Origin of the sequence: Methylobacterium sp. SyP6R (assembly GCF_019216885.1) — a bacterium.
Classification (GTDB): domain Bacteria; phylum Pseudomonadota; class Alphaproteobacteria; order Rhizobiales; family Beijerinckiaceae; genus Methylobacterium.
In genome coordinates this window covers 1213523-1227133 of record NZ_JAAQRC020000001.1, presented here as the reverse complement: position 1 = coordinate 1227133, position 13611 = coordinate 1213523, and the positions used below count along the sequence as shown (strand labels likewise).

7 protein-coding genes are annotated in these 13611 nt (G+C 73.5%); all 7 read left to right on the top strand.

Annotation, left to right across the window (positions count from 1 at the left end; all coding sequences use genetic code 11):
- Positions 1 to 64 precede the first annotated feature (64 nt).
- The gene (locus HBB12_RS05540) at positions 65 to 2590 is read left to right on the top strand and encodes a response regulator (RefSeq protein ID WP_236988437.1); all 2526 of its coding nucleotides are present in this window, start codon (positions 65 to 67) and stop codon (positions 2588 to 2590) included.
- Positions 2591 to 2791: 201 nt separating this feature from the next.
- Complete coding sequence (bcsS, locus tag HBB12_RS05535) at positions 2792 to 3529, top strand: cellulose biosynthesis protein BcsS (protein WP_236992672.1); 738 nt, start codon at positions 2792 to 2794, stop codon at positions 3527 to 3529.
- 440 nt (positions 3530 to 3969) lie between these two features.
- On the top strand, positions 3970 to 6435 hold the full coding sequence (gene bcsA, locus HBB12_RS05530; protein ID WP_272913247.1) for a UDP-forming cellulose synthase catalytic subunit: 2466 nt from the start codon (positions 3970 to 3972) through the stop codon (positions 6433 to 6435).
- A gap of 226 nt (positions 6436 to 6661) precedes the next feature.
- Entirely contained in the window at positions 6662 to 9289 is a 2628-nt protein-coding gene (locus HBB12_RS05525) for a cellulose biosynthesis cyclic di-GMP-binding regulatory protein BcsB (protein WP_236988435.1), read from the top strand.
- Positions 9286 to 10512, top strand: a complete 1227-nt coding sequence (locus tag HBB12_RS05520; protein WP_236988434.1) for a family 8 glycosyl hydrolase — start codon at positions 9286 to 9288, stop codon at positions 10510 to 10512. The genes HBB12_RS05525 and HBB12_RS05520 overlap by 4 nt, the downstream gene beginning before the upstream one ends.
- A complete protein-coding gene (locus HBB12_RS05515; RefSeq protein ID WP_236988433.1) occupies positions 10509 to 12434 on the top strand; it encodes a hypothetical protein in 1926 nt (641 codons plus the stop codon). Before HBB12_RS05520 ends, HBB12_RS05515 begins: the two co-directional genes overlap by 4 nt.
- Complete coding sequence (gene bcsN, locus HBB12_RS05510) at positions 12431 to 13480, top strand: cellulose biosynthesis protein BcsN (RefSeq protein ID WP_236988432.1); 1050 nt, start codon at positions 12431 to 12433, stop codon at positions 13478 to 13480. The genes HBB12_RS05515 and bcsN overlap by 4 nt, the downstream gene beginning before the upstream one ends.
- The last annotated feature ends 131 nt before the right edge of the window (positions 13481 to 13611 follow it).

Below are 13611 nucleotides of genomic sequence, written 5' to 3'. Positions count from 1 at the left end.
CCAGGTTGCAGGGCGCCCTTGCCGATTCCGAGCCGGCCCGCGCGGGGCGCCGTGGAACCCGTTCATGCTGGACTCGGTCCGGATCTCGCTCAAGGTGCTGAACGCGGCCCAGCTCGCCTCGGTGGCGGCCGCCGCCTTCGGGCTGGCCTGGTTCGGCGGCGCACTCTCCGGGACCTCGCGCCACGCCGCGACCGAGCGGCCCGCCATCGCGCAGAATCTCGTCCAGGCGGCGCGCGCCTATGCCGACGCGCTCGACGAGGAGCTCAGCGCCTCGATCAACGACGCCCGCAACGCCGCCCTGCTCCTGCGCCTCGACGATTCCACCCTGTCCGATGCCTGGCGCTCTGGCCGGTTGCAGGATTGGCTCGCCCTCAATCCGCGCTACCGGGCCGCCGCGCTCGTCGCCCCCGACGGGACCCTGCGCGCCGCCGGCGGTCCCGGCGGGACGCAGGGAGACCGCGCGCTCGCCCGCAACGCGCAGGTCGCGGTGGCGGCCGGCCCCATCGACGCGCCCTTCGCCCTGACCCTGGCACTCGGCCTCCCCGGCCGGTCGGACCGGATCGTGCTCCGGGCCGCGCCGGGCTATTTCGACGAGATCGGCGAGCGGGTCCGCCGGGCGCTGGCGGCGGGCGACGGGATCCGCTTCGCGGTGGCGGGCGCCGACGGGCGGGCGCTGGTCGGCGCGCTGCCGGCCGCGGACGATCCCCGGCCGCACGAGGCGGCGCCCACCCGCGGCAGCCGCGACATCGCCAGTCCCGGCTGGCTCGTCACCGCCTCCGCCCCCGGGCTTCCGCTCACGCCCGCGGCCGGCCCGGACCCGCGCCTGATCGCCCTCGGCCTCGCCCTGGTGATCGGCGCCGGCGGCCTCGGCTACGCCCTCGGCGGGCGCGTCTCGGCGCGGCTGCGCCGCCTCGCCGAGGGGACCGACCCGGCCGGCGACGCGGACGAGGCGCCGGTCTCGCGGGTGCGCGAGATCGCGGCGATCGCCGGCAGCGTCCGCGACCGGGCCCAGAGCGTCGACGCCCGGCTCGCCGGGGCCGGGACCGGCCTCGATCGCGTCCGGGGCCGGCTGCACACCTTCGAGACGATGTCGGGCTGGACCTGCTGGGAGATCGACCCCGAGACCCGGCAGGTGGTGTGGTCGGATCTCGACGGGACCGGCGCCCTGGCGGGGGCCGACCGCGTCGCGACGCTCACCGACCTCGCCGCCCGGTTCGAGCCGATCGACCGCCCCCTCCTCGACCTCGCGCTCGCGGCGGCGCTCGGGGCCGACGGGCCCCACGACGTGGTCATGCGGATGCGCGGGCCGGTGCCGGACTCCGACGGCCGCCTGCTGCTGCGGTTCCTGCGCGGCCGCGACGATGCCGGCCGCACCCGCATCCACGCCCTCAGCCGGACGATCCGCGCGGGCGAGGCCGCCGACACCCCGGCCGGCGCCAACGAGCGGCGGCGCAACCTCGTCCTGCGCCGGGTCACCGACGGCATCGTCCACGACTTCAACGACGTGCTCACGGTGGTGCTGATCAATCTCGGGGTCTTGCGGCGCCAGACCGGCCTCGATCCGCGACAAGTCGCCCTGACCGACGCGGCGCTCGCGGGCGCCCAGCGCGGGGCGGCGCTGACCCGGCGCCTGCTCGGCCTGGTGCGCGGCGGCGAACTGGCCGCGGATCAGCCCCCGGCGGAACTGGCCTCGTCCGACCTCGCCGCGACCGTGGCCGCCTTCCTGCCCTTCCTCCAGGCCAACGTCCTGCGCGACGCGCCGGTCGTCACCCGCATCCCCGGTGGCCTGCCGCCGGCGGCTTGCGGCGAGCGTCTGGTCGAGCTGGTGCTCCTCAACCTCGCCTTCCACGTCCGCGACCTCGGCCTGCACGGCTTCGCGATCGGGGCGGCCGAGCACCCGGCCGATGCGCCGCCGGTCGCCGGCATGCCGGAGGGGCCGGCCCTGCGGGTACTGTTCGCCAGCGGGCGCCGGCCGGCCGATGCCGCGGCGCGGCCGGCAGGTCGGTCGTCTCAGATCCAGGCCCTCGAGACCGTGGGGCGGTTGCTGCGCGCGAGCGGCTGCGGCTGGCGCGTCATGAGCGACGGAAGCGGCGAGGAGGCGTTCCTCGCCGAGGCGTGGCTACGCGCGGAAGAGCGTCCCGCGCAAGACCGTCCCTTGCAAGACCGTCCCTCGCAAGAGCGCCCCGCGGGAGCGCGCACCGCCGCCTCCCCTCTGAATGCCATTGCCGGTCCGCCGCCGCAGGCCGCCTTGCGCATCCTGCTCGTCGAGAGCGACAGCCTGGTGCGCGCCAGCCTCGTCGAGGCTCTGGCCGAGCTCGGCCACGACGTGGTCCAGGCGGCCTCCGGCGAGCACGCCCTCGAACTCCTGGGCCGCGACGCCGCCTTCGACGCGATGATCGCCGACCAGGCGATGCCGGCGATGACCGGCCTCCAGCTCGCCGCCACCGTCGTCGAGCGCCATCCGGATCTCCGCGTCATCCTGGCGAGCCCGCACGGCCAGCTGCCCGCCGCCGCCCGCCGCTTCCTCCAGCTCGACAAGCCGTTTCGCCGCGAGGACCTCGCCGCCGTGCTCGCCGCCCGCGCCGCCTGATCTCCCGGCGGCCCGGGGGCTGACGGAGCGTCTGCCTGATCGGTAAAATTTGCCGATACGATGATCGGCGCAGGCAAGCGAAATTTAACCGTCCCTCCGCATAAAACAGTGCACAGAGTATCTGTGTCATGTGTGGAGGCGGCGTTGATTGCCTCGAGTCAGTATCGAACACTCTATCTCGTCGGTGGCGCCGGCCTCGCCGTGCTCGCCGCGTCCGGTCCCGTCCGGGCGGCGGATCTCCGGGCGCCGGGCGCGGATGCCGATTGGTATACCGGCGCGCAGGCCCAGGCGGTCGACGACAGCTGGGCGGTCGCCGTCGACGGCTCGACCAGCGTCACCTCCAACAGCTCGGCCTTCGGCTCGATCACCGTGACGGCGCCGCTCGCCGGCTCGCCGAGCCAGAGCGGCCCGCGGGTGCGGGTCGAGGCCATCGCTGGCACCTATTCCTATCCGGGCCAGGCCGTCGCCACGCGGGTGACGGGCTACCAGCAGGAAGGCTCGGCGATGGCCGGCTACGAGTGGGTGTGGCGCGACGCGGCGCTCGCCGGCTTCATCGGCTTCAACGTGCGCAGCAACCAGCTCTCGGTCGTCGATCCCGGCAACCCGGTGGTCGGCACCGGCATCGGCCTGCGGGTCGCCGCCAACTTCTACGCCAACCCCACCGACCGTACCATGGTGTCGGCCTACGGCTCCTACTCGACCAAGTTCAACGCCTATTACTCCCGCCTGCGCGTCGGCTACATGGTCGCCGACGGCGTCTATATCGGCCCCGAGGCACTTTTTCTCGGCGACGACTTCTTCCGCCAGTACCGGATCGGCGCCCACCTCTCCGGCGTGAAGTTCGGGCCGGTGCAGATGTCGCTGGCGGCGGGGTACGTCCAGGACCGGGTCCAGGGCTCCGGCTATTATTCGAGCATCGAGGCGCGGGCGAATTTCTGAGCCCCGGTCCTGTCGCGGAGCGGGGTGCCCGGTGGCTGCGGCGATCGGGGATGACGTCGAGGGAAGCCGGCTCCTCGCCGGCTCCGCCAATCCTCGGCCGCGTGATGACGCAGGGCAGCGGACGGCCTGGGCCATGTCATGACCCTGCAGAGGTGCGAAGAACTCTGGCTCTGGCCGATCGCATCGCGGGCAGGACTGCCGAAAGACTGATCGTTTCGGCATGGAATGACAAAAATATTCCTAGGAAAATCATTGCATTTCACAGCGAGAGATTGCGCGATTCGGCGCCGTTGCGGGCGGCTTTGCGATCAAGTGTGGCATTTTGCGCCGGCACCATGCCGTGTTCAGCTTGTGCGGCGCGGAAAAAACAGCTTCGTGCAACGACAAACGGACATAATCTGATGGCGTAGGGGTTCTTCGGCGATTCTGGAGCGGTGGGCGTGGTGCGTGCGTTGCGATGGCTGGCCTGGATGGGGACGACGGCCGCCGGCCTCGCCCTCTTGAGCCAGCCCGTCGGCACCCAGAACCAGCTCGCGATGAGCCTCGCCGCCATGGCGGCGATGGCCGTGCTCTGGCTCGCCCTCGACGGGCCGCGGACGCGCTTCGTCTTCCTGGCGATGGGCAGCCTGGTGGTGCTCCGCTACATCTTGTGGCGGGTGACCGATACGCTGCCCTCGCCGGGCGATCCGGTCAGCTTCGGCTTCGGCCTGCTGCTGCTGCTGTGCGAACTCTACTGCGTCTTCATCCTGTTCGTCAGCCTGATCATCAACGCCGAGCCCCTGCGTCGCCGCCCGCCCGCCGCCGTGCCGGCGTCCGACCTGCCGTTCGTCGACGTCTTCGTGCCGAGCTACAACGAGGATGCCGAGATCCTGGCGATGACGCTGGCCGCCGCACGCCAGATGAACTACCCGCCCGAGAAGCTGACCGTCTGGCTCCTCGACGACGGCGGCACCGACCAGAAATGCGCCGACCCGGACCTCGAGAAGGCCGCGGCCGCGAAGGCCCGGCGGTCCGAATTGCAGGCGCTCTGCCGTGACCTCGACGCGCGCTACCTGACGCGGGCCCGCAACGAGCACGCCAAGGCCGGCAACCTCAACAACGGTCTGGCCTCCGCCACCGGCGATCTGGTGCTGGTGCTCGACGCCGACCACGTGCCGTTCCGCTCGCTGCTGGCCGAGACCGTCGGCTACTTTGCCGAGGACCCGAAGCTCTTCCTGGTCCAGACCCCGCACGCCTTCCTGAATCCCGATCCGATCGAGCGGAACCTCAGGACCTTCGAGCGGATGCCGTCCGAGAACGAGATGTTCTACGCGGTGACCCAGGCCGGGCTCGACAAGTGGAACGGCTCGTTCTTCTGCGGCTCGGCGGCGCTCCTGCGCCGGCAAGCCCTCGACGAGGCCGGGGGATTTGCCGGCATCACCATCACGGAGGATTGCGAGACCGCCTTCGAGCTGCATTCCCGCGGCTGGACCAGCGCCTATGTCGACAAGCCGCTGATCGCCGGCCTCCAGCCCGACACGCTCGCCGACTTCATCGGCCAGCGCTCGCGCTGGTGCCAGGGCATGTTCCAGATCCTGCTCCTCAAGAATCCGGCGCTGCAGCGCGGCCTCAAGCCGATCCAGAAGCTCGCCTACCTGTCGAGCATGACGTTCTGGTTCTTTCCCGTGCCGCGGCTCGTCTTCATGTTCGCGCCGCTGCTCCATATCTTCTTCGATCTCAAGATCTTCGTCGCCAGCGTCGACGAGTCGATCGCCTACACGGCGACCTACATCGTCATCAACCTGATGATGCAGAACTACGTCTACGGCAAGTTCCGCTGGCCGTTCGTCTCCGAATTGTACGAATACGTCCAGGGCTTGTACCTGTCGAAGGCGATCGTCTCGGTGATCTGGTCGCCGCGCAAGCCCACCTTCAACGTCACCAGCAAGGGCGCGACCCTCGACCACGACCACCTGTCGGCGTTGTCGCTGCCGTTCTTCGCCGTCTACGGCCTGCTGCTCACCGGCTGCCTCGTCGCGGCCTGGCGCTACGCCTTCGAGCCCGGCGTGACCAACCTGATGCTGGTCGTCGGCCTGTGGAACCTGTTCAACCTGCTCACCGCCGGGGCGGCGCTCGGGGTCTGCGCCGAGCGCCGGCAGCTCGAGCGCACGCCCTCGCTCGCGATCGCCCGCCGCGGCCAGCTCACCCTCGCGGGCCGGGCCGTCGACGTGGCGATCGAGCGGGTCTCGGCGGAGGCCTGCACGGTGCGGATGCCGGCGGCGTTCCTCGCCCCGGGCGCCGGCCACCGCCCGGTCCCCGGCACGCTCACGGTGGTGCCGGTGGCGGGTGCGCGTCCCGCCGGAGCGCTGCCGGTGGTGCTCGGCCCGGTGACCCGGTCGGGCGCCGACGCGGTGGGCCGCCTCGCCTTCGGAACCCTGCGCCCCCAGGATTACGTCGCGCTCGCCGGCCTGATGTATGGCGATGCCGAGGCGATGCGCCGGTTCCAGCTGCGCCGGCGCCGCCACAAGGACCTGTTCACCGGCACGCTGCAATTCGTCTGGTGGGGCCTCGCCGAGCCGGTCCGCGCCCTGCGCACCGCATTCGCCGGCGAGGCTCCGCGGCCCGTCCGTGTCGAGGCGCCTGAGACCGCCCCGGTCTACGACGAGCCTGCCCCCGTCGCTCCCCCATCGCCGCCGGTCGACCTGCCACTCGCGCCGCGGACGCGGCCGACGCTTCCGGTGCGTCCCCGAATCCAGGCCGACGTCCAGCCCCAGCCACACGTGGCCCCGCAGCCGCATGTCCAGGCCGAGGCCCGGACCGTGCCCCAAGCCGAGCCGGAGGCCGAGGGCGACTGGGTCCGCCTGATGCTCGATTTCGAGAACGACCGCGCGCTCGCCGCCCGCGGCCGGCGCACCGATGCGGCGTGAGGCCGGGATGATGCTGCGCCGCTTGGTCGCTCTCCAACGTCTTGGGATGCTTGGCACCTTCCCCTCCCCCTTGTGGGGAGGGGTCAGGGGTGGGGGTGGTGCCGAAAGAGGCTCAGCGGTGCCTTCTGCACCACCCCCACCTCCGGCTCCTCCCCACAGGCTCGACCGATCTCGGGCAAGCCCGAGATCGGCTGGGGAGGAGAGGCGCGCGACCTGCAAGCGTGTCGTGGCAGCACTCCTCCTGTGTTTCTCTGCCACCCCCGTCCTCGCCCAGAGCTTCCTCGGCACCGGGCCGGCCGAGCGCCTGACCCTGCCGCCCGGCGGCGAGCCCATGCGCGCGCCGCCGCGGCCGCAAGGCCAAGCACCGCAAGGCCAAGCACCGCAAGGCCAAACCCCCCAGAGCCAAGCCCCCCAGAGCCAAGCCCCCCAGAGCCAAGCCCCCCAGAGCCCCGCACCCGACGTCGACCCGGCCCGCCGCACCATGCCGGTCATCGGCACGGTCGCGGCGGCGCGGCGGTTTCCCGCCGGCTTCCGCGGCTATCGCCTGGCCGGCGAGGAGGATGGGCTGACCTTTCCCGTCTACCTGACCGAGGCGCAGGCCCGGGGAGCCGCGAAGCTGCGCGTCTCCTACCTCTCGGCGATCTCGGTGGCGCCGGAGGCCTCCGAACTCTCGGGCAGCGTCAACGGCACCAGGGTCGGCTGGACCCGGATCCAGGCCCCCGGCGCCGTGAAGGTGGTGGAGTTCCCGATCCCCGAGGGCCTGCTGAAGCCCGGCACCAACGCCGTGGCGCTCACGGCGAGCCAGCGCCACCGGGTCGATTGCTCGACCGAGGCCACCTACGAGCTGTGGACTCAGATCGACCCGTCGCGCTCCGGCCTCGTCGTGGCCCAGGCCGGCGACCTCGACCTCAAGACCCTGGCGGCGATCGAGCCCGACGAGAGCGGGGCGCTGCCGGTCGGCGTGCTGCTCACCGAGCGGCCGAGCCCGGAGCGGCTGGAACGGATGATCGGCGCCGTGCAGGCTTTGGCCCTGGTCGGGCGCCTCGCCGGGCCGGCGGTGAGCTTCGGGCCGGCCCTCACCGGCCGGGCCGGCGTCACCCTCGTCGTCGGCACCGCCGCCGAGATCCGCGGCACCGAGGGGCTGGAGGAACTGGGCCCGATCACCGGCCCGCGGGTCGCCCTGCTGGCGCCCCGGGCCAACCGCGCCCCGACCCTCGTCGTCACCGGCGCGAGTGCGGCGGACGTGCGCCGGGCCATCGCCACCCTGGCCTCGCCCGGCGACGACACCGGCACGCCGGCGGGCTTGCGCCTCGCCGAGCTGGCGCGGGGCTTTCCCGTCCGGGGCGGCGAGAGCCTGACCCTGGAGCAACTCGGGGTGACGAGCCGCGAGTTCAACGGCCGGCTCCTGCGGGTCGGCTTCGCGGTGCGCTTCCCGGCCGATTTCGTCCCGGCCGATTACGGCAAGGTGATGCTGCACCTTGCCGGCGGCTACGCGGCCGGCCTCGATCCGAGCGCCCGGATCGTCGTCGACATCAACGGCCGCAACGCCGCCAGCGTGCCGCTGCCCTACAGCCGCGGCGAGGTGTTTTCCGACAGCGCGATCCCGCTGCCCCTGAGCCTGTGGCGGCCGGGGCTGAACCGGGTCGAGATCAGCGCCCAGCTCCCCACGACCGCCGACCGGGCCTGCGACACCCTTGCTCCGGGGGCCAAGCGCGCCCGCTTCCTGTTCCTCGACCGCACCCGGATCGACGTCCCGGCGCTCGCCCGGGCCGTGCGCAGCCCCGACCTCGCCGCGGTCAAGGCCGGGGCGGTGCCGTTCCTGGCCCCCGGCCTGGCGGCTTCCGGCCCCCGCCCGCGTCTGGTCCTGCCGACCCCCGACCGCGATTCGGCCTCCGCCGCCGCGACCCTGGCGGCGCGCCTGGCCATCGCGGCCGGCCGGGTGATCGACTTCGAGGTCGCGAGCGACGAGCGCGAGGCGGGCGGCGGCGCCCATCTCGTCGTCGCGCCGGTCCGGGCGCTGACCCCCGCCGCCCTCGAGGCGGTCGGGCTCGATCCGGGCCAGGTGCGGGGCATCTGGGAGGGCCGGGCCGAGACCGTGGCCACCCCCGGCCCGTTCGGGGCCGAGGGCGTCGTCACCCTCGACCGCCTGCGCCGCAACCTGCCGATGCGCTGCGCCCTGCCGTCCTTCACCACGCCCCTGCGCACCGCGGCGGCGCCGGTCCAAGGGCCGGTCCAAGGGCTAGTCCAAGTGCAGCCGGCCTCCGTGCAGGCCGCATCGCCGGCGCCCGGGCCCGATCCCGCCGACGGTCCCGCCGACAGCGAGGCGGATCTGGTGGCGCGCTGGGACGAGTCGGCACGCGGCTTCAGCGTCCCGGCGGTGCTCGCCAATGCCTGGACGGGCCTGGTCCAGCGGGCGGCGGAGGCCCGCGACCTCGTGCTGCGGCTTGCCGGCGGGCCGGCGCCGGAGGCGGTGCCGCTCAATCCCCGCGCCTCGCTGATCATCGCGCAAGGGTCCGGGGGTCGGGTCGCGGACGGGACCGTGGTGGTGACCGCCCCGAACGCCTCGATGCTCAAGGCCTCGGTCTCCTGCCTCGTCGATCCGGCGGTGTGGACCGGCCTGTCCGGCCAGGCCGCCTTCCTGGACGCCTCCGACGGAAGCCTCGGCACCGTGCAGCCCAGGCGCGTCGGGCTGATCGAGACGCAGAGACGGAGCCTGGCGAACCTGCGGCTGGTCTCGGCCGCCTGGCTCTCCCTCAATCCCGGTGCCTATGTGGCGATGACGCTGGTCATGGCGCTCTGCCTCGGGCTCGCCACGACGAGCCTGGTGCGCCAGCTCGGCCGGAGGAACCGATGAGCCGCCTCCCCGCCCTCGCCTGCGCGGCGGCCCTGCTGCTGACGACGGTGCCCGGACGGGCGCAGGCCCCTCAGGTGCCGCAATCCGTCCAGGCGCCCGACGGCGCACAGGATCAGGTCGCGCAGGGACAGGAGCCGACCCCCGTGCCCCCCGCCACCGCCGTGCCGAGCCTGCCCCAGCCCGCCCCCGCGGGCGACGCGCCCGGCCGCGCCGGGCCGGCCCCCTCCCTTGCCGGCAGCCTCGGGGATGATCCCGGCTGGCGCGCCTACCGGGCCCGGTTCGTCACCGAGAAGGGCCGCATCGTCGACACCGCCAACGGCTTCATCAGCCATAGCGAGGGCCAGGGCTACGGCATGCTGCTGGCGGTGGCGGCGGGCGACCGGCCGGCCTTCGAGCGGATCTGGGGCTGGACCCGCGCCAACCTGATGGTGCGCTCCGACGAATTGCTGGCCTGGCGCTGGGCGCCGGACCACCGCCCGGCGGTCGCCGACATGAACAACGCCACCGACGGCGACATCCTGGTCGCCTGGGCGCTGACCGAGGCGGCGGAGGCCTGGGGCGAGCCGTCCTACCGCACGGCGGCGCGGCGCATCGCCGTCGAGTTCGGCCGCAAGACGATCCTGTTCCGCGCCGCCCCCGGGCCGCTGGTGCTGCCGGCGGTGGCGGGATTCGCCGCCCGCGACCGGGCCGACGGGCCGCTGGTCAACCTCTCCTACTGGGTCTTCCCGGCCTTCCAGCGGCTCGGCATCGTGGCGCCGGAATACGACTGGGCCTCGGTGATCCGCAGCGGCATCGAGATCCTGCGCCGCTCGCGCTTCGGCCCGAGCGCGCTGCCGACCGAGTGGATCTCCGCCAAGGACGAGGGCTTACGCCCCGCCGACGGCTTCCCGCCGCTCTTCTCCTACAACGCCATCCGCATCCCGCTCTACCTCGCCTGGGCGGGGGTCGGCCGGCCGGAGGATTACGCGCCGTTCCGGACCCTGTGGGGCGGGATCGACCGCGAGCGCCTGCCGATCGTCGATACCCGCGACGGCCGCCCGGTCGAGTGGCTGACCGAGCCGGGCTACACCGCGCTCCCGGCCCTCGTCGCCTGCGCGCAGGACGGCACGCCCTTTCCGGAAAGCTTGCGCAGCGTGCAGGACGGGCAGAACTACTACCCGACGACGCTCCACCTCCTCGCCCTGGTCGCGGCCCGGATGCGCTATCCCCAATGCCTCAAATGAGCCGCACCCCGCTCCTCGCCGGGGCCCTCCTCCTGGTCGCCCCTGCGCTGGCCCAGGCGCCCGAGACCGCGGTGCCGCGGGTCGTCTACGGCGACGGCGTGCGCGCGCCCGCCATCATGGTCGACCCCGAGACCTCCCGCACCCCCGGCATGGTCGACGAGAGCGCGCTGCGCTACTACGCCTCGCAGAAGCAGACCGCCCGGATGAAGGCGGAGATCGCGCGCCTCAAGCGGCTCTATCCGGGCTGGACCGAGCCGCAGGACCTCGACAGCCTGCAGCCGAGCCCGCCCGAGGAGGCGCCGCTCTGGGATCTGTTCACCGCCGGCCGCCTGCAGGACCTGCGCGCCGCCATCAATGCGCGCCGCTCGGTCGAGCCGTCCTGGCAGCCCTCCGAGGAACTGGCGCGCAAGCTGCGCCGGGCCGAGTTCCGCTCCAGCATCGCGGCCGCCGCGGGCAAGAACCCGGACGGGGTCGTGGCGCTCTACCGCAACGACCCGAGCGCGCTGGACCCCTCCGACATCGAGAGCATCTGGACCATCGCCGACGACCTCGCCGCCACGGGAGCGGGCGAGGACGCGTTCACCCTCTACAAGTCGGTGCTGGACGGCAACGCGGATGCCGGCGCGCGGCTCGCCACGATCCAGAAGGCGATGGCCCACATCAAGATGGAGCAGGCCGAGCGGCTCATCGCGATGGGCCGCCAGGACCCGTCCGGCGCTTCCGAATTCGACCCGATCCGCCTCGACATCACCCGGGCGCGGATCGCCGCCTTCCTGCACGACGAGCCGGCCCAGACCCCGACGCTGGCCGACCTCACCGCCTTCCAGGCCTATGCCCGCAAGACCGCCGAGCCGAGCCAGACCGGCTTGCTCGGCTGGTACGCCTACAAGAGGCGCCAGTTCCGCGAGGCGCTGGAATGGTTCAAGCTGGCGATCGCCCGGGGCGGCGACGCCATGGTGGCGCACGGCCTCGCCCATACCCTGCGCGAACTCAACATGATGCGCGAGGCCGAGGAGGTGGCCTATGCCTGGCGCGACCGCTTCGTCGGCAACGAACTCCTGTTCATCGACCTCCTGGAGCGCAAATTGACGCTCGCGAGCCCGCCCTATATCGAGCCGGCCCGGATCGAGCGCTACGCCCGCGTCGTCAACGCCACCGCGTCGGGCGAGGGCGCACAGGGGCTGGCCTGGTACGCCTACAATTCCTGCCAGTTCGACGCCGCCCTGGAGTGGTTCCAGCGCGCGGTCGCCTGGATGCCGAGCGAGAGCACGGTGTTCGGCTACGCCCTGACCCTCCAGCGTCAGCGGCGCCAGCGCCCCTATCTCGAAGTCGTCAACCGCTACGACGGGCTGTTCCCGAAGGTGGTCGACCTGCTGTTCCGCGAGGGCCAGGGCGGACCGCCGCTGCCTTGCGCGGTGCAGACCGCCTCCGGTGGTAGGGCCGCCCCCGCGGCCGCCAATGCGACGCGCCCGGAAGCCCCGCCCTCCTACGGCCGCGTGCCCCGGCCGGACGCGCCCGGCGCCGGCGGCCGGGCCGAGGCGGTGCCGCTCGCGGTCCAGCGCGGCGAGTTCCCCCTGGGCGTCCCCCTCGACAATCCCTTGCGCTATCCGTCCGCCGGGGCCGGCCAGGGTGCCGCCCCGGGCTTTTATGCCCGCGAGCCCGTGGTGCCGGCCCCGCCGCTGGTCGCCCGCCGGGTGCCCGGCGCCGGGGCGATGCCTTACGAGCGCTACGGCTACACGCTGCTGCCGGGCTATAACGGCCTCGACAAGCCGGAGGGCCTGAGCGCCCCGCCGCCCGGTACCCTGTGGCAGGACCAGCAGGGCGAGCGCAACCGCTCGGCCGCGCCGGAGAGCGTCCGCTTCTCGGTCCCGGCCCGCACCACCTCGGAGCGCACGGTGCCTCCCGAGAAAGGCTATCCGTGAACCTTCGCCTGACCGTCTGTCTTCTCGGGCTGATCGGGAGCGTCCCCGAGAGTGCCCTGGCGCAGCCTGCCCCGGCCCTGCGGCTGCCCGGCGCCGGCCGGGTCGCCGCGGTGATCGAGACGCGCCAGCGCGACGGCTTCGACCAGCGCATCGCTTACGAAGGTGGCGACGGGCGCAACCACGCCGAGATCGCGTTGCGCAACGAGACCGGCGACCTGCTCCTCGCCTTCCCGCCCCGGCTCGCCAAGCCGAGCGAGTTCGGCATCAGTGGCGAGATCGCCGTGCGCTTCCCCGGCGAGCCGATGCGGATCCAGGTGCCGCGCCGCAACGCCTACGGCCCGATCGGCCTGGCGCTGGGGGCCGATTGTCTCTACGCGTGGCAATGGTTCGAGCGGCCGCGGCGGGGCGCGCGCGAGGCGTCCCGCGACGGGGTCTTCGGTGTCACCGACCCGTCGGCCCCGCGCCGCGCCCTGTCGCTGCGGATCCGGCTCTGCCGCACCGCGCAGGCGAGCCTCGACGACCTCGTGGCGGCGGTCCAGCACCTGACGATCGCCCTGCCGGGCGACGGTGCGGTCCAGGCGCCCGCCGCGCGCCCGGTTCCGCGACGGCGCCCGCCGAAGCCCGTGCCCCGCCCCGCCCCGGCGGAGCCCAGGCCGGACGGGAATCCGGAGCAGAGGCGGGAGGAGACACGGGAAGACAGGCCCTTGGCCCGCCCGGTGCGCCCCCCGCCGGAGCGTCCGCCGCCCCCGGCGGAACCGGCCCGCCCGGCCGTCCCGGTGCCCCCGCCGGCCCCGGCCGAGAGCGGGCGCCGCTACCTCGCACCCCGGGCGCCGGAGTCCCGCCCGCCCGAGACCCCGCCGGCCCCCGAGGCCGCGCCCCGGAGCGGGTCGCAGCGCTACATCACCGACGGCCCCCAGCCGGCCGAGCCCCCCGGCGCCACCCCGACGCCGAGCCCGGTGCCGGGCCGCGGCACCGGCGAGACCCTGTCGCGCGACCTGCCCCCCGAAGCCTACCGCCCGCCGCCGGATCGCGGTCCGGGGCGGTGAGGGGGGCGCGGCTCCACCCTCCCCAGAGGACACGACGATGCCTGTGGCATGCCCAGGTTCAGGCTTTTCCACTCCACGACCTCATCCTGAGGTGCGGGCGATCGCAGATCGCTGAGCCTCGAAGGAGGGCT

What these genes read in the sequence shown, in the direction of transcription:
- HBB12_RS05520 (WP_236988434.1), top strand. Translation starts at nt 9,286, where the DNA reads ATGAGCCGCCTCCCCGCCCTCGCCTGCGCGGCGGCCCTGCTGCTGACG.
- HBB12_RS05515 (WP_236988433.1), top strand. Translation starts at nt 10,509, where the DNA reads ATGAGCCGCACCCCGCTCCTCGCCGGGGCCCTCCTCCTGGTCGCCCCT.
- HBB12_RS05540 (WP_236988437.1), top strand. Translation starts at nt 65, where the DNA reads ATGCTGGACTCGGTCCGGATCTCGCTCAAGGTGCTGAACGCGGCCCAG.